At 73.0% G+C, this 18,172-nt stretch carries 13 protein-coding genes; 8 read left to right on the forward strand and 5 right to left on the reverse strand.

All coding sequences use genetic code 11. The annotated features are described in order from the left end of the window. Positions 1-62: 62 nt before the first annotated feature. Entirely contained in the window at positions 63-2,411 is a 2,349-nt protein-coding gene (locus ABZ801_RS04560) for a SpoIIE family protein phosphatase (RefSeq protein ID WP_360692767.1), read from the reverse strand. 420 nt (positions 2,412-2,831) lie between these two features. Here ABZ801_RS04560 and ABZ801_RS04565 point away from each other — a divergent pair, with 420 nt between their 5' ends. The 3 genes from ABZ801_RS04565 (at position 2,832) to ABZ801_RS04575 (ending at position 9,096) form a co-directional block, all read left to right on the forward strand. Next, positions 2,832-7,091: a HAMP domain-containing protein gene (locus ABZ801_RS04565; protein WP_360692771.1), complete on the forward strand. Its 4,260-nt coding sequence runs from the start codon at positions 2,832-2,834 to the stop codon at positions 7,089-7,091. Positions 7,092-7,247: 156 nt separating this feature from the next. Further along, the gene (locus ABZ801_RS04570; RefSeq protein ID WP_344950640.1) at positions 7,248-7,874 is read left to right on the forward strand and encodes a response regulator; all 627 of its coding nucleotides are present in this window, start codon (positions 7,248-7,250) and stop codon (positions 7,872-7,874) included. A 160-nt stretch (positions 7,875-8,034) separates the two neighbouring features. Continuing rightward, positions 8,035-9,096 (forward strand): sulfite exporter TauE/SafE family protein, encoded by a 1,062-nt coding sequence (locus ABZ801_RS04575; RefSeq protein WP_360692775.1) that lies wholly within the window; start codon positions 8,035-8,037, stop codon positions 9,094-9,096. 105 nt (positions 9,097-9,201) lie between these two features. Here ABZ801_RS04575 and gltX read toward each other — a convergent pair whose 3' ends face one another. Together gltX and ABZ801_RS04585 are read right to left on the reverse strand one after the other, a co-directional pair. Then, positions 9,202-10,611: a glutamate--tRNA ligase gene (gene gltX / locus ABZ801_RS04580; protein WP_360692778.1), complete on the reverse strand. Its 1,410-nt coding sequence runs from the start codon at positions 10,609-10,611 to the stop codon at positions 9,202-9,204. A gap of 54 nt (positions 10,612-10,665) precedes the next feature. Further along, entirely contained in the window at positions 10,666-11,253 is a 588-nt protein-coding gene (locus ABZ801_RS04585; protein ID WP_360692781.1) for a TIGR03086 family metal-binding protein, read from the reverse strand. A 152-nt stretch (positions 11,254-11,405) separates the two neighbouring features. Between ABZ801_RS04585 and ABZ801_RS04590 the strand changes: the two genes are divergently transcribed. Beyond that, on the forward strand, positions 11,406-12,032 hold the full coding sequence (locus ABZ801_RS04590; protein ID WP_360692784.1) for a CoA pyrophosphatase: 627 nt from the start codon (positions 11,406-11,408) through the stop codon (positions 12,030-12,032). A gap of 3 nt (positions 12,033-12,035) precedes the next feature. Here the strand turns inward: ABZ801_RS04590 and ABZ801_RS04595 are convergent, their stop codons facing one another. Then, a complete protein-coding gene (locus ABZ801_RS04595; protein ID WP_360692787.1) occupies positions 12,036-13,064 on the reverse strand; it encodes a methyltransferase in 1,029 nt (342 codons plus the stop codon). A 308-nt stretch (positions 13,065-13,372) separates the two neighbouring features. On the opposite strand from ABZ801_RS04595, the gene ABZ801_RS04600 reads away from it, so the two are divergent. Continuing rightward, positions 13,373-14,017 carry an HNH endonuclease family protein gene (locus tag ABZ801_RS04600; RefSeq protein ID WP_360692790.1) on the forward strand — a complete coding sequence of 215 codons (645 nt, stop codon included), beginning with the start codon at positions 13,373-13,375 and terminating at the stop codon, positions 14,015-14,017. A 94-nt stretch (positions 14,018-14,111) separates the two neighbouring features. Here the strand turns inward: ABZ801_RS04600 and ABZ801_RS04605 are convergent, their stop codons facing one another. Then, positions 14,112-14,612 carry an HAD domain-containing protein gene (locus ABZ801_RS04605; protein WP_344950662.1) on the reverse strand — a complete coding sequence of 167 codons (501 nt, stop codon included), beginning with the start codon at positions 14,610-14,612 and terminating at the stop codon, positions 14,112-14,114. Between the two features lie 170 nt (positions 14,613-14,782). Here ABZ801_RS04605 and ABZ801_RS04610 point away from each other — a divergent pair, with 170 nt between their 5' ends. From ABZ801_RS04610 to ABZ801_RS04620, 3 genes are all read left to right on the forward strand, one after another. Further along, entirely contained in the window at positions 14,783-16,288 is a 1,506-nt protein-coding gene (locus tag ABZ801_RS04610; RefSeq protein ID WP_360692793.1) for an amino acid permease, read from the forward strand. A gap of 19 nt (positions 16,289-16,307) precedes the next feature. Beyond that, positions 16,308-17,186: a class II glutamine amidotransferase gene (locus tag ABZ801_RS04615; protein WP_360692796.1), complete on the forward strand. Its 879-nt coding sequence runs from the start codon at positions 16,308-16,310 to the stop codon at positions 17,184-17,186. A gap of 96 nt (positions 17,187-17,282) precedes the next feature. Then, positions 17,283-18,104: a PIG-L family deacetylase gene (locus ABZ801_RS04620; RefSeq protein ID WP_360692799.1), complete on the forward strand. Its 822-nt coding sequence runs from the start codon at positions 17,283-17,285 to the stop codon at positions 18,102-18,104. Positions 18,105-18,172: the final 68 nt, after the last annotated feature.

Here is an 18,172-nt window from a genome sequence, read left to right on the forward strand (position 1 = left end):
CCCCACCTTACCGATTGCGAGTGCTGATGACGCCACCGCGGGGGCGCCCTTGGCCGGACGGCTCATGACGCCCGCAGGACGATGAGCGCGACGTCGTCGTTGGACGGCTCGGGCCCGAAGTCGCGCACGGCCCGCTGGATGCGGGCGGCGACGGCGCCGGCGCTCAGGCCGGTGCAGCCCGACAGCAGCCGTTCCAGGCCCTGTCCGTCGCCCAGCAGCCGGGCGCCGGAGCGCCGCTCGGTGACGCCGTCGGTCACGCACAGCAGCACCTGCCCGCGCCGCAGGCCGATGGTGTCGGTGTGGAACTCGACGCCGTCGAACACGCCCAGCAGCGGCTGCGGGCCGGCGGCCTCGCGGACGGTGCCGTCCGGGTCCAGGATCAGCGGCGGCGGATGGCCGGCACTGGTCAGGGTGATCGACACGCCGTCCCGGCGGGGCCGCGGGGTGATCTCGCCGTGCAGCAGGGTCAGCAGGCGGCCGCGTTCGCCCTCGCCGAGGATCAGCCGGTTGAGGCGGGCCAGCACGTCGGGCACGGACATGTCCTCGGCGGCCAGGATGCGCAGGGCGTGCCGGGCCAGGCCGGTGACGGCGGCGGCCTGCGGGCCGGTGCCGCACACGTCGCCGATGGCGAAGCGCCAGCGGTGGGCGGCGGCGGGCCCGGCGGACGGCTCGGGGCATTCGAACACGTCGTAGAAGTCGCCGCCGACCTCGCTGCCCTCGCCCGCCGGCTCGTACACCACGGCGACCTCCAGGCCCGGGATCTCCGGGACGCCGGGCGGCAGCAGGCTGCGCTGCAGGGCGCTGCTCATGGCGGTCTGGGCCGAGTAGAGGCGGGCGTTGTCGATGGCCAGGGCCGCGCGGCGGCTGAGCTCCTCGGCCAGCTCGATGGCGCTGCGCGGGAAGCGCTCGCCGGGCGGGCGGCCGATCACGATGGTGCCGATGCGGCGGCCCCGGGCGATCAGCGGGAACGCGTACGCCTGGTCGTGGGCGGTGCTTCCGGCGGCGGCGCGGACCTCCCTCGGGGCGGCGCCGAAACCGCTCCAGGGGCCGGGGGCGTCCATCGGCGGGGCGAGGTCGGCGTGGGCGAGCAGCTCGCGCAGCCCGTCGGCGTGGGTCTCGTCGGCGTGCCAGACGTAGGCGAGGCGGTCGCGGTCGCCGTCGGTGTCGGCGACGGTGTAGACGGCGCACCAGGTGGCCAGCCGCGGCACGACCAGCTGGGCGACCAGCGCCATGGTGCGTTCCTGGTCGAGGGTGCCGGCGAGCAGGTCGCTGGCCTCGGCGACGAAGCTGAGCCAGCCGCGCCACGAGCGTTCCAGCTCGCCGATGCGGGCCTTCTCCAGCGACAGCGACATCTCCTCGGCGAGCCGGCCGAGGCGGGCGGCGTCGCCCTCGGCGAACCGGCCGGGGGCGGACGCCACGGCGACGACCAGGCCGGTCAGGCGGCCCTGGGACAGCAGCGGCGCGGCGGCCAGGGAGCGGGCGCGCAGGGCGGCGGCGACCGGGTCGGTCTCGTCGGCGGCCACCCAGGGGGCGCCGCCGCGGGCGCCGGGGCCCAGGCCGACCACCGACAGCTCCTCCACCGGGGCCTCGGTGGGCAGGCCGGACGCGGCGCCCAGCACCAGCCGCCCGTCGCGTTCGGCGAGCAGGACGGCGGCGCCGTCGGCGTCCAGCACGTCGCGGACGGTGCCGACGGCCTCCTGCAGCGACTCCTTGGCCGAGGGCGAGCGCAACAGCCGGTCGCTGGCCACGGCCATGGCGGCGGGGTCGTTCTCGTCGCGCGCGGCGTCGCCGCCGAGGCGCCCGGAGGGGCGTGCGGCGCCGGACCGGGCGGCGCCCCGCCCGCCGGGACGTGCGCCGGGGCGCGCGGCGGCCCGGCCTCCGGGGCGGACGCCGGCGTCGTCGCGGACGCCGATGCCGCCGGACGGCTCGGCGGTGCCGGCCGTCGCAGCGGTCGTGGTGGCGGCGTCCTCGGGGTCGGGGCCGGTGTCGGTCTCGTCGCCGGCGCGGGGCAGGCGGAACCACACGCCCTTGCTGCGCCGGTCGTAGGTGACGCCCCAGGACGCCGACAGGGCCGCGATCGACGGCAGGCCACGGCCGCTGGAGGCCTCCATGCCGGGCATCTCGATGACGCGGGTGGGGTGGCGGTCGCGTACCTCGATCTGGATCTCGCCGTCGGTGAGATGGCAGACCACCTCGAACGAGGTGCCCGCGTAGGCGACGGCGTTGGTGGCCAGCTCACTGGTGGCGAGCACGGCGTCGTCGACGGCCTGGTCCATGTGCCAGCCGGTCAGCACCCGGCGGACGAACCGCCGGGCCTCCGCCACGGACGTGGCGGCACAGGGGAAGGTGGCCGACACCGTCTGCGCCGAGGCCGGTCGCGCCGTGTGCGCCGCCGCCGTCTGCCGATCCAACAGTCGTTCCTCACTTCGAGCTTTCACGGGGCCCGGCTATCGTGACAGACGGGTTCGCCGTCCGGCCAGGAGAGGTCCCGCCACCGGCGGGATCCGGACCGGCGGTCCCGACGGCGGGGCCCGGCCGCGGCACCCGGGCCGCCGGGGAGCGGGGGGACTTCCGGGACATATCCCGGCCCGGCGGACGGAAGCGGCCAGGCCGCCACAACACGACAGACCGTAACACGAAGACTACGAGGCAGCCCCCGCCGCGTCGTGTCATACCCCTGTCCGGACCGGCTACCGGGCCCGATCCGCGCCTGGCCGTGCGTTCTTGGCGGCGATACCGGCGGTGCGGAACGTAAAGTACAGGTGCGGCCACGCCAGAAGGTGTCCGTCGTTCCCGGGTACCCATATCGCGGGCCAGGAGGATGAAACAGCATGCCCCGAACCGCTCCCCGTTCGCTGAGCCATCGCAACGGGTCTCACGACACCACCCCGCGCTACAGCGACGCCGACCTGGCACCCCTGCTGAAAGCGCTGGCGGCGGTGCGGGACGGCAAGCTCCGCAACGAGCTGGACGTGCCGGGTGAGGGCGCCGTGGCGCAGGCCGCGGCGATCCTGGAGGAGATCCGCGAGAACGGCGAGCACATCGCCTCCGGCCTGTCGCGGGTGCGGCGCGAGATCGGCCGGGAGGGGCAGCTGCGCGGGCGGCTGCGGCCCGGGGCGCTCAAGGGCACCTGGGGCAGCGCGGTCGAGGACGCCAACGCGATCATCGACAAGCTCACCGACCTGGCCACCGGCATCCACAAGGTGGTGGAGGCGGTGGCGGCGGGCGACCTGAACCAGCGCGTGGAGCTGCGGGTCGGCGGGCGCCCGATGCGCGGGGAGCTGCTGCGCATGGCCCGGTCGGCCAACTCGATGGTGGAGCTGCTGGACCAGTTCACCTGGGAGGTCACCCAGTTCGCCCGGGAGGTCGGCACCGAGGGACGGCTGGGCGGCAAGGCCTCGGCGCGCGGCATGACCGGCCGCTGGCGGGACGTCACCGCGGCGGTGAACCTGATGGCCGACCGGCTGACCTCGCAGGTCCGTGACATCGCCGAGGTGACCACGGCGGTCGCCAAGGGCGACCTGACCCGCAAGGTCACGGTGGAGGCCACCGGTGAGCTGCAGGAGCTGAAGCTCACCGTGAACACCATGGTCGACCAGCTGTCGGCGTTCGCCGACGAGGTGACCCGGGTGGCCCGCGAGGTCGGCACCGAGGGGCAGCTGGGCGGGCAGGCCAACGTGCGGGGCGTCAGCGGGGTCTGGAAGGACCTGACCGACAACGTCAACGCCATGGCCAACAACCTGACCTCGCAGGTGCGCAACATCGCCCAGGTCACCACGGCGGTGGCCGAGGGCGACCTGGGCAAGAAGATCACGGTGGACGCGCAGGGCGAGATCCTGCAGCTCAAGCTGACGGTCAACCAGATGGTCGACACCCTGTCGGCGTTCGCCGACGAGGTCACCCGCGTCGCCCGCGAGGTCGGCACCGAGGGACGGCTGGGCGGCCAGGCCCGGGTGCCGGGCGTGAGCGGCGTGTGGAAGGACCTGACGGCGAACGTCAACGGCATGGCGTCCAACCTGACGTACCAGGTCCGCAACATCGCCCAGGTGACGACGGCCGTCGCGCAGGGCGACCTGACCAAGAAGATCACCGTCGACGCGCAGGGCGAGATCCTCGAGGTCAAGGACACCGTCAACACGATGGTGGACACGCTGTCGGCGTTCGCCGACGAGGTGACCCGGGTCGCCCGCGAGGTCGGCACCGAGGGCCGCCTGGGCGGCCAGGCGCGGGTGCACGGGGTCAGCGGGGTCTGGAAGGACCTCACCGACAACGTCAACTCGATGGCCGGGAACCTGACCACGCAGGTGCGCAACATCGCGCAGGTGACCACCGCCGTCGCGCAGGGCGACCTCACCCGCAAGATCACCGTGGACGCGCAGGGCGAGATCCTGCAGCTCAAGGAGACCATCAACACGATGGTCGACATCCTGTCGGCGTTCGCCGACGAGGTCACCCGCGTCGCGCGCGAGGTCGGTACGGAGGGCCGCCTGGGCGGCCAGGCGATCGTGCCGGGCGCGGGCGGCATGTGGAAGGACCTGACCGACAACGTCAACGGGATGGCGTCCAACCTGACCACCCAGGTCCGCAACATCGCGCAGGTCGCCACGGCGGTGGCGCACGGCGACCTGACCCGCCGCATCGACGTCGACGCCCAGGGCGAGCTCCTGGAGCTGAAGACCACGCTGAACACCATGGTCGACACGCTGTCGTCGTTCGCCTCCGAGGTGACCCGGGTCGCCCGGGAGGTCGGCACGGAGGGCCGCCTGGGCGGGCAGGCCGAGGTCGAGGGCGTGTCGGGCACCTGGAAGCGGCTCACCGAGAGCGTCAACGAGCTGGCCAGCAACCTGACCACGCAGGTGCGGGCGATCGGCGAGGTGGCCCGGGCGGTGGCGCGCGGCGACCTGACCCGCTCCATCACCGTGGAGGCGCGCGGCGAGGTGGCCGAGCTCAAGGACAACGTCAACCTGATGGTCGCCACGCTGCGCGAGACCACCCGCGCCAACCAGGAGCAGGACTGGCTGAAGACCAACCTGGCGCGCATCGGCGGGCTCATGCAGGGCCACCGCGACCTCATGCAGGTCGCCGAGCTGATCATGAGTGAGCTGACCCCGACCGCCAGCGCCCAGTACGGCGCGTTCTACCTGGCCGAGGACCCCGAGGACCGGCCGGACGGCGCGGACGCCGACGACGCCGGGCTGGTGCTGATCGCCGGGTACGGGATCCGCCGCGACCGGATCGGCACGGTGCGGTTCGCCAACGGCGAGGGCCTGGTCGGGCAGGCCGCGCGGGAGCGCCGCACGGTGCTGCTCACCGACGCGCCGCCCGGCTACGTCAAGATCGGCACGGGGCTGGGCGAGGCCGCCCCGGTCAACATCATCGTGCTGCCGATCGTGTTCGAGGACACCGTGCTCGGCGCGATCGAGCTGGCCTCGTTCGGCCGGTTCACCGACGTGCACCTGGCGTTCTTCGACCAGCTGATCGAGACGATCGGGGTGACGCTGAACGCCATCCGCGCCAACACCCGCACCGAGGCGCTGCTGGCCGAGTCCCAGCGGCTGGCGCAGGAGCTCCAGGAACGGTCCGACGAGCTGCAGCGCCAGCAGGGCGAGCTGCGCCACTCCAACACCGAGCTGGAGGAGAAGGCGGCGCTGCTGGCCCAGCAGAACCGCGCGATCGAGATCCAGAACTACCAGATCGAGCAGGCCCGGCGGACCCTGGAGGAACGCGCCGAGCAGCTGGCGATCTCCTCGCGGTACAAGTCGGAGTTCCTGGCGAACATGTCGCACGAGCTGCGCACCCCGCTCAACAGCCTGCTGGTGCTGGCCAAGCTGCTGACCGAGAACGCCGAGGGGAACCTGACCGACAAGCAGGTCGAGTTCGCCCGCACCATCCACGACTCCGGCACCGACCTGCTGGAGCTGATCAACGACATCCTGGACCTGGCCAAGGTCGAGGCCGGGAAGATGGAGGTGCACCTGCAGGAGCTCGGCGTGTCCGCGCTGGTCGACTACGTCGAGGCGACGTTCCGCCCGCTGTCGCAGGACAAGGGCCTGCGGTTCGGCGTGGAGATCGCCCCGGACGTCCCGGCGACGCTGTACACCGACGAGCAGCGGCTGCAGCAGGTGCTGCGCAACCTGCTGTCCAACGCGGTGAAGTTCACCGCCGAGGGCGAGGTGCGGCTGCGCGTGGAACGGGCCGGCGACATGGACTTCACCGTCCCGGCGCTGTGGAACACTCCCGACGTGCTGGCGTTCCGCGTGATCGACACCGGGATCGGGGTGAGCCAGGACAAGCTGCAGGCGATCTTCGAGGCGTTCCAGCAGGCCGACGGCACCACCAGCCGCCGCTACGGCGGCACCGGGCTGGGCCTGTCGATCAGCCGCAACATCGCCCGGCTGCTGGGCGGGGAGATCCACGTGGAGAGCGAGGTGGGCCGCGGCAGCGTGTTCACCCTCTACCTGCCCGTCCAGTTCCCCGCGCAGGACGACCGGCGGCGGCCCGCGCCCGAGGAGCAGGGCGCGGCGGCACCGGCCGTCCGCACCGTCCAGGCGGCGGGAGCGGCCGCGCCGTCCGCCGCGTCAGCGCCGCTGGAGGCCGTGCCGTCCGGCCGCGGCGACGACGTCCCCGCCCGTGAGAGCGCCGGCGACGAGGGCCCGCTGAACGGGGTGCTGCCCGAGCCGCCCGCCGACTTCCTGGACACCGCGCTGTCGGGCCGCAAGGTGCTGATCGTCGACGACGACGTGCGCAACGTGTTCGCGCTGACCAGCGTCCTGGAGGGCTACGGCATGGAGGTGCTGTACGCCGAGGACGGGCAGGCGGGCATCGACCTGCTGCACCGCAACCCGGACGTGGCGCTGGTGCTGATGGACGTGATGATGCCCGGACTGGACGGCTACGCCACCACCGCCGCGATCCGGGAGATGCCGCAGTTCGCCGAACTGCCGATCATCGTGATCACGGCGAAGGTGATGAAGGGCGACCGGGAGAAGAGCCTGGCCGCGGGCGCCTCGGACTACGTTCCCAAGCCCGTGGACGTCGACCGGCTGCTGGACGTGATGCGGCGCTGGCTGCAGCCGTCGGTGGTTCGCTGACCCGTTCGAGAACATGTCCGCTGAGGGGCGCGGGGACCCGTGGGATGATCGGGGCGGCGGCCGGGCGCGGCGGGGCGGGGCACGCGCCGGCGGCCGGCGCCGTGACCGGGGCGCCGCGGCCCGGCCGGGGGATCGGATCGAGGAGAGAGGCCACGCGTGGACGACAAGGCGAAGATCCTGCTCGTGGACGACCGCGAGGAGAACCTGATCGCGCTCGAGGCCATCCTCAGCTCCCTCGACCAGGACCTGGTGCGGGCCCGCTCCGGCGAGGAGGCGCTCAAGGCGCTGCTGACCGACGAGTACGCGGTGATCCTGCTGGACGTGGTGATGCCCGGCATGGACGGCTTCGAGACCGCCCGCGACATCAAGCGCCGCAAGAAGACCCGCGACGTGCCGATCATCTTCCTCACCGCCGTCGACAGCGACCCCGACTACGCCTTCCGCGGCTACGCCGCCGGGGCGGTGGACTTCATCTCCAAGCCGTTCGACCCGTGGGTGCTGCGCGCCAAGGTGTCGGTGTTCGTGGAGCTGCACAACAAGAACAAGCAGCTGCGCGAGCAGACGGCGTTGCTGCGCGAGCAGGCCGCGATGCTGCGCGACCAGGCCGACCTGCTGCGGGCCCGTCGCGAGGGCCTCGCCGGACGGCTCACGGCCGTCCAGGACCAGCTGGAGGTCGTGGGCAAGCGCCTGCCGCAGAACATGCGGGCCGAGTTCACCGAACTCGAACGCCGTTTCGCCGATCTGCGCTCCGTCCTCGACGCCCCCGGGGAGACCGCTCCCTAGGCCGCCCACCAGGCCTTTCCTGGGCCGATCCCCGGGCGGACACTGGGCTCCGCGGCGGTGGCGCGCGTTTCCTGTCCTTCCCGCCACTGACAGGTGCCCTCCGGGCCAGGCTTGGCGACGGCCGGTGCCGGGGACGGTACGGCTGCGGGAGGAGATGCCCATGGACGCTCCCGCGCTCTTCGCCGCCGGCGCCGCCACCGGCCTGCTGGCGGGCGTCACCACCTGCGCGGCCGTGCAGCTCGGCCTGCTGACGGGTGCGATACGCGACACCGAACGGCCGTCCGGGCCCGTGGCCGCGTTCCTGACCGCCCGGCTCGGCGCCCACACCTGTCTGGGGGCCGTCCTGGGCATGGTCGGCGGCGCGGTCCAGCCCGGCCCCCGCGTACGCGGCGCCCTGCTGGCCCTGGCGGCGGTGGCGCTGCTGCTGTTCGCCCTCGACCTGCTCGGAGTCCGCCCGGTACGGCGCCTCCTCCCCCGTCACGGCGACACGTGCCACGCCCCTGCGGCCGGCGCCGCGTCCGCCGAGGTGGACAGGCCGTCCTGTCACGCCGCGGGCTCCCCGGGCACCGCCGCGCGGCCGGACGGGTCCGCGCCGTCGACGCGGCGCCCTGGAGGCGGGTCGCGATGGCGGCCTGCGGCGCTGGGGGCGGCCACCGTGCTGCTGCCCTGCGGCCTGACCCTGTCGGCCGAGCTGATGGCGGTCGCGTCCCGCTCCCCCGTCGGCGGCGCCGCCGTGATGGCCGGGTTCGTGATCGGCGGCGCGCCGGTGTTCGGCCTGGTGGGCGTCGCGCTCGGCCGCCTGCGCGGGCGCCTGACGCCCCTGGTGGCGGTGGCGCTGCTGGCCGTCGCGGGCTGGACGCTGCTGTCCGGGCTGCGCCTGGGCGGCTGGATGCCCGCGGGCGGGGGCGGTGACACGGCCGTGGCGGACGCGTCAGCGGTGCACGTGGACGCCTCCGGCAGGCAGATCGTCACCATATGGGCGCTCGACCGCGGCTACCGCCCCGCCGTGGTGGCGGCACGCGCCGGGGTGCCCACCGTGCTCGTCCTGCGCACCGCCGACACGCGCGGTCACACCCGCGCCTTCACCATCCCCTCCCGCGACGTGGACATCGTGCTGCCCGTCAACGGCGACACCCGTGTCGACCTGGGCGCCCCCAGGGCCGGACGGCTCAACTTCGTCTGCGCGTCCGGCCACTACCCGGGCTCGATCACCTTCCGCTGACCCGACAGGAGATCACGGCGGCGGCTGCGGTCGTGATGCCATGGGGCAGGCATGCGCGACCGGCGGGCGGGCTGGGCCCTCCCGCCGGGACGCCGGGCGCCGGGGCTACGAGCCGGACTCGGCGGCGAGGCGGGCGCGGGCGGCGGCGATGCGGGCGAGGGTGCGCTCGCGGCCGAGGATCTCCAGGGACTCGAACAGCGGCAGGCCCACGGTGCGACCGGTGACGGCGACGCGGACGGGCGCCTGCGCCTTGCCGAGCTTGAGGCCGTGCGCCGCGCCGACCTGCTCCAGGCGGGTCTTGAGCTCGTCGGTCTCCCAGGGCGCGTCGCGGTAGGCCTCCTCGGCGGCGGCCAGGATCTCGGCGGCCGGGCCCTTCTTCATCGCCTTGGTCCAGGACGCCTCGTCGAACGCCGGCTCGTCCAGGAACGCGAAGTCGACCATGGGCACGATCTCCGCCAGGACCCCCACCCGGGTCTGGGCCAGCGGCGCGAGCTCGGCGAACACCGCCGGGTCGACCTCGAACGGGGCGTCCTCCAGGAACGGCAGGCACGCGGCGGCGAACTCGTCGGCCGACAGCGCGCGGATGTACTCGCCGTTGAACGCGCGCAGCTTCTTGACGTCGAAGAACGCCGGGGAGGTGTTGACGTCCTCGATCCGGAACTCCTCGACGATCTCGTCCCAGGGGACGATCTCGCGGTCGCCCGACGGCGCCCAGCCCAGCAGCATCAGGTAGTTGCGCATCGCCTCGGCCAGGTAGCCCTCGGCGCGGTAGTCCTCCAGGGCGACCTTGTCGCGCCGCTTGGACAGCTTCTGCCGCTTCTCGTTGACGATCACCGGGACGTGCGCCCACACCGGCGGCTCGGCGCCCAGCGCCTCCCACAGCAGCTGCTGCTTGGGGGCGTTGGGCAGGTGCTCCTCACCGCGCACCACGTGGGTGATGCCCTGGCTGATGTCGTCGACGGCGTTGGCCAGCAGGAACGTCACCGACCCGTCGCCGCGGGCGATGACGAAGTCCTCCAGCACGGCGTTGTCGAACTCGGGCTTGCCGCGCAGCAGGTCGACGACGGCGGTCTGGCCCTCGTCGGGCGTGCGGAACCGCAGCGCCCGTCCCGGCCCCGGCTCCAGTCCGCGGTCGCGGCAGTACCCGTCGTAGCCCCGGGACTGGCCGTCGGCGCGGGCGACGACGTCCTCGCGGGTGCAGTCGCAGTAGTACGCCCGGCCCTGCTCGCGCAGCCGGGTGGCCGCCTCGCGGTGCCTGTCGGCGTTGGCGGACTGGAAGTAGGGGCCCTCGTACTCCTCGCCGTCGATGCCCAGCCAGGCCAGGGCGCGGATGATGCCCTCGGTCCACTCGGGCTTGTTGCGGGAGGCGTCGGTGTCCTCGATCCGCAGCACCAGCGTCCCGCCCGACTGTTTGGCCATCACCCAGTTGAACAGTGCGGAGCGGGCCCCGCCCACGTGGAACATGCCGGTGGGCGACGGTGCGAAACGAACACGGATCGAAGAGGCGGAAGACATGCCTCCAAGCCTAGTGGGGCCGCGGCGCGCCGCCGACTCGAGCACAGCCCGCCGTTACGACCGCCGCGGTTCCCAGTGCGGATCGCGTCCGGTCAGGCCGAGCAGCCGGTCGAACAGCGGGGCCGTGCCGGGGACCGCGACCTCCGGGCCGAACGCCCCGTACTTGCGGCCGGTGTCCGCCGTGCGCTCGATGTGCTCGTAGGCGGCGCGGACCACGTCGTCGCGGAAGGCGGTGCGCTGCCCGGTGGCGGCGGCCAGGTCCCAGCCGTGCAGCACGCACTCGACGAACACGATGCCACCGACGAACGTCGCGGGCATGTCGCCCTGGCCGGTGAGGTTGGTCGTGCCCTCCCACGCGGCCGGTTCCGACCACGCCTCGGCGGCCTTGTGGACGTGAGCGGCGTACATCTCGGCCCAGTCGCCGTCGGCGGTGAAGTCGTGGTCCGGGCCGGGCTCGGCGGGGGGCGGCAGCTTGTGCGCGGCGCCCTCGGCCCGTCCGCTCCAGAAGATCATGTGGTTGACCAGCGCCCGGACGTCCCAGTCCGGGCAGGGCGTCGGCGCGTCCAGCCGGTCGGCGGGCACGGCCCGCATGACGCGGGCGGCCGCCTCGGCGGCGGGCACCATCAGCGTGCGCATCGTCATCGAGGTCTCCTTCCGAACAGGCGTCACCACGTTAGACGGCGGCACCGACGTTTTCTTGGAGGAATGCGACACGATCACGGCGGCGCCCGCCCTGTCGCCCGGCCTATCATCCGGCCTGTCGCCCGGCACGAGTCGCCTGGCACGATCGGGACATGAGCGATCCACTCGGCGACCTGACGGCCTTCCGGGAGAGCGCCGCGCCACGGCTGCGGGGCTTCTCCCACACGACGGTCCCCGACTCCCCCGGGCTGCGGCGCGCCGGGGTGGTGGTGTGCGTGCTGGAGCACGACGGCGCTCTGTCGGTGGTGCTCATCAGGCGCGCCTACCGGGGGCGGAACGCGGGTCAGTGGGGCCTGCCGGGAGGAGGTGTGGACGCGGGCGAGACCCCGGTCGAGGCGGCGTTGCGGGAGCTGCGCGAGGAGGTCGGCCTGGAAGCGGAGCCTGAGGACGTCCTAGGCAGGCTGGACGACTTCCCGGCCACGTCCGGGTTCGCCATCACGCCCGTTGTCGTGGCGTTGGACTCCCCAGGCCCCCTGCGACCCGACCCGGACGAGGTGCACTCGATCCACCTGGTGACGTTGCGGAGGCTGGCCGCGGACGACACCCCCCGCTGGGTCCCCCAACTGGACGGCGGGCGCCTGCTCCAGATGCGCCTGGGGCCCGACTGGGTCGTGCACGCGCCGACCGGGGCGATGCTCTGGCAGTTCCGCGAGGTGGTGCTGCTGGGGCGGGAGGTGCGGGTCGCCGGCCTCATCCAGCCCGACTGGACCCGCACCTGACCCTCATGGCCGCGGCGCCGCCTCGACGGGAGCCGCCTCGATGATCCGGTAGGTGGTGGGCTCCAGCCGGTCGGACACCGACACCGGCCGCAGCCCGGCCGCGGCGAGCAGGTCGCGGAACTCGGCCTCGGTGCGTTCCCGGCCACCGGTGGCGACGAGCATGTTCACGTCGCTCATGAGCGCCCCGCGGAACTCGGGCGTGACCAGGGGCGGCAGGACCGGCTCCACGATCAGCACGCGCGCGCCGGGCGTCATCGCGGCGCGGCAGGTGCGCAGGACGTCGGCGGCCTTCTCGTCGTCCCAGTCGTGGATCACGCTCTTGAGGAGGTAGGCGTCGGCGCCCTCGGGGACGGCCTCGAAGAAGTCGCCCGGGACCACCTCGCAACGGTCGGCGACGCCTGCCTCGTCCAGGGTCCGCCCGGCTCGTTCCAACGCCGCGGGCAGGTCGAACAGCACTCCTCTGAGGCCGGGCACGGCGCTCATGATCTCGGCCAGCAGCGTGCCGTCACCGCCGCCGAGGTCGGCGATCGTGCGGTAGCGGCCGAAGTCGTGCGCCTTGACGACGGCGGGGGCGACGTCGCGCGTGCCCTCGGCCATGGCCGCGTTGAACGTCGCCGACAGTTCGGGGTTGCGTGCGAAGTACTCGAAGGGGGTCCCGCCGGTCACCCGCTCCCAGGCGTACTCGCCGGTGCGCACGGTCTCGGTCAGCTCCCCCCAGGACCGCCACACCTCCGGAGCGCAGAACAGGCCGACCAGGCCCCGGATGGAGTCGGGGGCGTCGCCGCGCAGCCGCCGGCCCTCGTCCGTCAGCGCGAAGCGGTCCGGTTCCGTCTGCCGTACGGCGCCGAGCACGGTGAGCGCGCGGAGCAGCCGCAGCAGCGACGGCGCGTGCGCGCCGGTCCGCTCGGCGAGTTCCCCGGCGGTGCGGGGGCCGTCGGCGAGCGCGTCGGCCAGACGCAGCTCGACGGCCGTGTAGATGATCTGCGCGGGCATGAAGCCGAACGCAATGTCCAGCAGCGGCGATCGCGCCATGGTCGTCTCCTTGTTCCCCGGTGACTTTGTGTCTTCCCAGGTCGGGTAGGCGACACGGAGGTTAGGGGCGCGGCGGGCGCGGCGTCTTGGACGAATGGCACCCGCCGCGTCGCGGGGCCGTGCACGGCGACATATCCGGCCACGACGGGCGTCCGCCCGAGGGTGCGGAGCGAACATTTCCTCCGCTTGGTGTCAATGGCGGACTGTCACCGGATCACCGCCGGGCTCGTTACCAATCAGACAATCACTGTTTTATCGCCTTAAATAACACTAGGGGTGACTCCAGTCCCTGACACCAGGAGAACCCCATGCGCCGCAGAAGGCCCTCTGTCACCGCCGCCACCGTCGCCCTCGCCGGGGCCGCCGCGTTCGTCACCGCGTTGCCCGCCCCGCCCGCCTTCGCGGCGCCGCCGCCCCCGCCCGACAAGAGCACCTCCGTGTCGCACCTGGCCGCGCTGCGCGTCGCCTCCGAGGGGTCCTCCAGCGGCTACAGCCGTGACAAGTTCCCCCACTGGACCACCGTCTCCGGCACCTGCAACACCCGCGAGGAGGTGCTCAAGCGGGACGGCAGCAACGTCCAGGTCGGCACGAACTGCTACCCCACCTCCGGGTCGTGGGTCAGCCCGTACGACGGGGCCACCTGGACCAACCCGTCCGACATCGACATCGACCACATGGTGCCTCTGGCCGAGGCGTGGCGGTCGGGGGCGAGCAACTGGACGACCAGCCTCCGCCAGCAGTTCGCCAACGACCTGACCAGCTCGCAGCTGTGGGCGGTCACCGACAACGTCAACCAGGAGAAGGGCGACAAGGACCCGGCCGAGTGGAGGCCGCCGCTCACCTCGTTCCACTGCATGTACGCCCGCTCCTGGATCGACGTGAAGTACCGCTACGACCTCAGCGTCGACAGCGCCGAGAAGTCGGCCCTGACGCGTCTGCTCGACACCTGCTGACCCCCCAGGCGAGGCCCCGGCCGCACCGTGTGCACTCCCGGCCGGGGCCTCGCCCCTTGTCCGGGGTCAGCGGGGCGGTGTCGGCCAGGGAGCGTCAGCGGGGCAGGGCGTGCAGCCAGTCGCGGGCCTGGTCGAGGTGCTCCTCGGAGAGCCCCCGCCTCGGGTCGACGGCGACGAGCAGGTGCTCCCCCACGCCGGGTTCCGCCGCGATGCAGTCGGTGGCGTCCGGCTCGTCCTCGAACCACACGAAGGGCCGTCCCTCCACCCACCGCGCCACGTGCCGGGCCTTCCACGAGCCGAGCGTGACGCCGTTGCCCGCGCCCGGGAACGGGGGGATCGGTACGAACGGCAGGTTCGGCAGCCCCACCCTGGGGGCGATCCAGACGTTGGCCTCGTCGCACCAGTAGCTCGCCCATGCCAGTTCGGCGCCCGTGGCGCGGGCGAGGTCCCGCAGCATGGGGCCGTGACGTGAGTTGAGCCAGAGCCGGTAGGTGACGCCGTTGGGCGAACAGCGGTGTCCGCGGTAATCGCGCGCGGGTCGCTCGAACGGGTTCAGCACACCGTCCACGTCGAGCAGCACCAGAGGCGTCGCCATGACAGGACCGTAGGGCATCGGCGTCCCGGCCGTCGACGAAGCGTCCCAAGAACCGATCTTCTGCACCTTCCCGGCATTTTCGGCAGCCCGTTTTGACATGTTTGGGTCTCTTATCCGAAACTGCACCGGGTCCGACGCGGAGACGACCCGTGGGAAGGCGGTAACGACGCGTGAGCGACAACGATCCGCGGGCGGCGCACCCGTCCGCCCGTACCCGGCCGGACACCGCCGCGGCGCACCCCCGCCCCGGCGCCCCGGTGGACGCCGGCGACCTGGGCTACCGCAAGTCCCTGCAGACGCGGCACGTCAACATGATCGCGATCGGCGGGGCCATCGGCACCGGCCTGTTCCTCGGCGCCGGCGGACGGCTGGCCAGCGCGGGCCCCTCCCTGGCCATCGCCTACGCGGTCTGCGGGTTCTTCGCGTTCATGGTGGTGCGCGCACTCGGCGAGCTCGTCCTGTACCGGCCGTCATCGGGGTCGTTCGTGTCCTACTCGCGAGAGTTCATGGGCGAGAAGGGCGCCTACGTCGCCGGATGGATGCACTTCCTCAACTGGTCGACCACCGGCATCGTCGACATCACCGCCATCGCCCTCTACATCCACTACTGGGACGCCTTCACCCCGATCCCCCAGTGGACGCTCGCCCTGATCGCCCTGGCCGTCGTGCTCACCGTCAACCTGATCTCGGTGCGGATCTTCGGGGAGCTGGAGTTCTGGTTCTCCATCGTCAAGGTGGGCGCGCTGGTGGCGTTCATGCTCATCGGCATCGGCCTGCTCGTCACCGGGCACCACGTGGGCGGCCACGACTCGGGCCCGGGGCTGATCTTCCAGCACGGCGGCGTGTTCCCGCACGGCGTGCTGCCCATGCTGGTCGTCATCCAGGGCGTGGTGTTCGCCTACGCCTCCACCGAGCTGGTCGGCGTGGCCGCGGGCGAGACCCAGGACCCCGAACGGGTCATGCCCAAGGCCATCAACTCCATCGTCTGGCGGATCCTGCTGTTCTACGTCGGCTCGGTGGTGCTGCTGGCCATGCTGCTGCCCTGGAACGCCTACTCGGCCGACGAGAGCCCGTTCGTCACCGTGCTGGCGAAGCTGGGCGTCCCCGCGGCGGGCGACGTGATGAACCTGATCGTGGTGACCGCGGCGCTGTCGAGCCTGAACTCCGGGCTGTACTCCACGGGACGGATCCTGCGCTCCCTGGGCGCGGCCGGGTCGGCGCCGCGCTTCACCATGGCGATGAGCCGGTCCCAGGTCCCCTACGGCGGCATCCTGCTGACCTCGGCGATCTGCGTGCTGGGCGTGGGGCTCAACTACTGGGTGCCGTCGCGGGCCTTCGAGATCGTGCTGAACCTCGCGGCCATCGGCATCCTGGGCACCTGGGCGATGATCATGCTGTCCCACCTGCAGTTCGTGCGGCGGGCCCGGCTGGGCCGGGTGCGGCGGCCCGCCTACCGGCTGCCCGGCTCGCCCGTCACCCAGCCGCTCACCCTGGCGTTCCTGCTGGCGGTGGCGGTGCTGATGTGGTTCGACCGGGACGGGGCCGGGCACATGACCGTAATGGCCGTGCCGGCGATCGCCGCGGCGCTGCTCGTCGGCTGGTTCTTCGTCCGGCGCGGGCACCGCGGGCACCCCGGGACGGCGGGCGCGGTGCGCGACCCCGACGCGGCCGAGTGACCTCCGGCAGGGTGAGACCATGTGCCGACTTTTCGGGATGACCACCGGCGGCCCCCGCGTCCGGGCCACGTTCTGGCTGCTGGACGCCCCGCAGAGCCTCAAGGCACAGAGCCGTCGCATGCCCGACGGCACCGGCCTCGGCTGGTTCTCCCTCGGAGACGAGCCGGTGCGCGACCGGGCGCCGATCGCGGCGTACCAGAACGCCGACTTCGCCTCGCACGCCCGCAACGTGGTGTCGCACACCTTCGTCTCGCACGTCCGGTACGCCTCCGGCACCCCCGTCTCGGTGCACAACGCCCACCCGTTCGACATGAACGACCGGCTGTTCGCGCACAACGGCGTGGTGAAGGGCATGGACGTGCTGGACTCCTGGCTGACCGACGTGGACAAGGCCCTGATGGAGGGGGATACCGACTCCGAGCGGGTGTTCGCCTACGTCACCGCCGAGATCCGCAGGCACGGCGACACCACCGCCGGGCTGGTCGCGGCGATCCGCCGCATCGCCGCCGAACTGCCGGTGTACTCGCTCAACCTGCTGCTGGCCGAGGCGTGCAGGCTGTGGGCGCTGCGCTACCCCGAGCAGAACGAGCTGTGGGTGCTCAAGCCCCGGCTCGGCGGCTTCCGGCACCTGCAGTCCCCGCACGAACCCGGCAGCCTCGACGTGGTCGGCCCGAACGGCGACGGCCGTCACACCGCGCCCGCGTACGTGATCGCCAGCGAGCGGATGGACGACGACCCGGGCTGGCGGCTCCTGGAACCCGGCGAGCTGCTGGTGGTGGACGGCCTGAAGGCCACCTCCATGTTCCCCTTCGCCCCTCTGGCGCACCCGCTGACCAGCGCCGACCTGTCCGCCAGCGAGGCCGCCTCGCAGGCGGAGACCGGGCCGCCCCTGAGCTGACACGCGGCCGCGGCGCCGGACGACGGGCGGCGCCGCGGGCTGCGGGCGGCGAGCGGCGGGCCGGGAATGTCGCAGGCACCGCCTACAGTGGCCCGGGTGAGTGACGAACTGACCCTGATGGCCGTCCACGCCCATCCGGACGACGAGGTGCTCGGCACCGGCGGCGTGCTGGCGCACCACGCCGCCGAGGGCGTCCGCACCGTCCTGGTGACCTGCACCAACGGCGAGCAGGGCGACGACGACAACGGAGCCAAGCCCGGCGAGCCGGGCCACGACGCCGACCGGGTCGCCCGGCGGCGGCTCGCCGAGCTCGACGAGTCCGTGGGCCTGCTCGGTGTCCAGCACCTGGAGCTGCTGGGCTACCGCGACTCGGGCATGGTCGGCTGGTCCACCAACGAGCACCCCGGGGCGTTCGCCAACGTGCCGGTCGAGGACGCGGCGCGGCGGCTGGCGGCGCTGATGGAGCGGTACCGCCCGCAGGTCGTGGTCACCTACGACGAGAACGGCGGCTACGGCCACCCCGACCACATCCAGGCCCACCGCATCACGATGGCCGCCGCCGAGCTCAGCGGCGTGCCGGACAAGCTCTACTACACGGCCGTGCCCCGGTCCGGCGTCGCGCAGCTCACGGAGCACCTGCGGGCGTCCGGTCTCGACATGCCCGACATGGAACTGCCCGACGACTTCGGCACCCCCGACGAGCTGATCACCAGCGTGGTGGACGTCTCGGCCTACGCCACCCGCAAGCGCAAGGCGCTGGAGGCCCACGCCAGCCAGGGCGAGAACATCTTCCTGCTGCGCCTGCCCGAGGAGGTCCAGCAGGTGGTCTTCGGCACCGAGGCGTTCGTCCGCCGCTCCAGCCGCGTCGAGGCCCCCGCCCGCGAGGACGACCTGTTCGCAGGACTCCGCCCCGCCTGACCGTTCGCCGGGGCGCCCCCGCGGGCGCAGGCGGCCACCCAACGCCCGGCCGTCGGCTCAAGGCCCCG

The sequence above is a fragment of the Actinomadura sp. NPDC047616 genome (genome assembly GCF_040642915.1).
Lineage (GTDB): Bacteria > Actinomycetota > Actinomycetes > Streptosporangiales > Streptosporangiaceae > Spirillospora > Spirillospora miaoliensis.

What these genes read in the sequence shown, in the direction of transcription:
- ABZ801_RS04565 (WP_360692771.1), top strand. Translation starts at nt 2,832, where the DNA reads ATGCCCCGAACCGCTCCCCGTTCGCTGAGCCATCGCAACGGGTCTCAC.
- ABZ801_RS04575 (WP_360692775.1), top strand. Translation starts at nt 8,035, where the DNA reads ATGGACGCTCCCGCGCTCTTCGCCGCCGGCGCCGCCACCGGCCTGCTG.
- gltX (WP_360692778.1), bottom strand. Translation starts at nt 10,611, where the DNA reads ATGTCTTCCGCCTCTTCGATCCGTGTTCGTTTCGCACCGTCGCCCACC.
- ABZ801_RS04585 (WP_360692781.1), bottom strand. Translation starts at nt 11,253, where the DNA reads ATGACGATGCGCACGCTGATGGTGCCCGCCGCCGAGGCGGCCGCCCGC.
- ABZ801_RS04590 (WP_360692784.1), top strand. Translation starts at nt 11,406, where the DNA reads ATGAGCGATCCACTCGGCGACCTGACGGCCTTCCGGGAGAGCGCCGCG.
- ABZ801_RS04595 (WP_360692787.1), bottom strand. Translation starts at nt 13,064, where the DNA reads ATGGCGCGATCGCCGCTGCTGGACATTGCGTTCGGCTTCATGCCCGCG.
- ABZ801_RS04600 (WP_360692790.1), top strand. Translation starts at nt 13,373, where the DNA reads ATGCGCCGCAGAAGGCCCTCTGTCACCGCCGCCACCGTCGCCCTCGCC.
- ABZ801_RS04605 (WP_344950662.1), bottom strand. Translation starts at nt 14,612, where the DNA reads ATGGCGACGCCTCTGGTGCTGCTCGACGTGGACGGTGTGCTGAACCCG.
- ABZ801_RS04615 (WP_360692796.1), top strand. Translation starts at nt 16,308, where the DNA reads ATGTGCCGACTTTTCGGGATGACCACCGGCGGCCCCCGCGTCCGGGCC.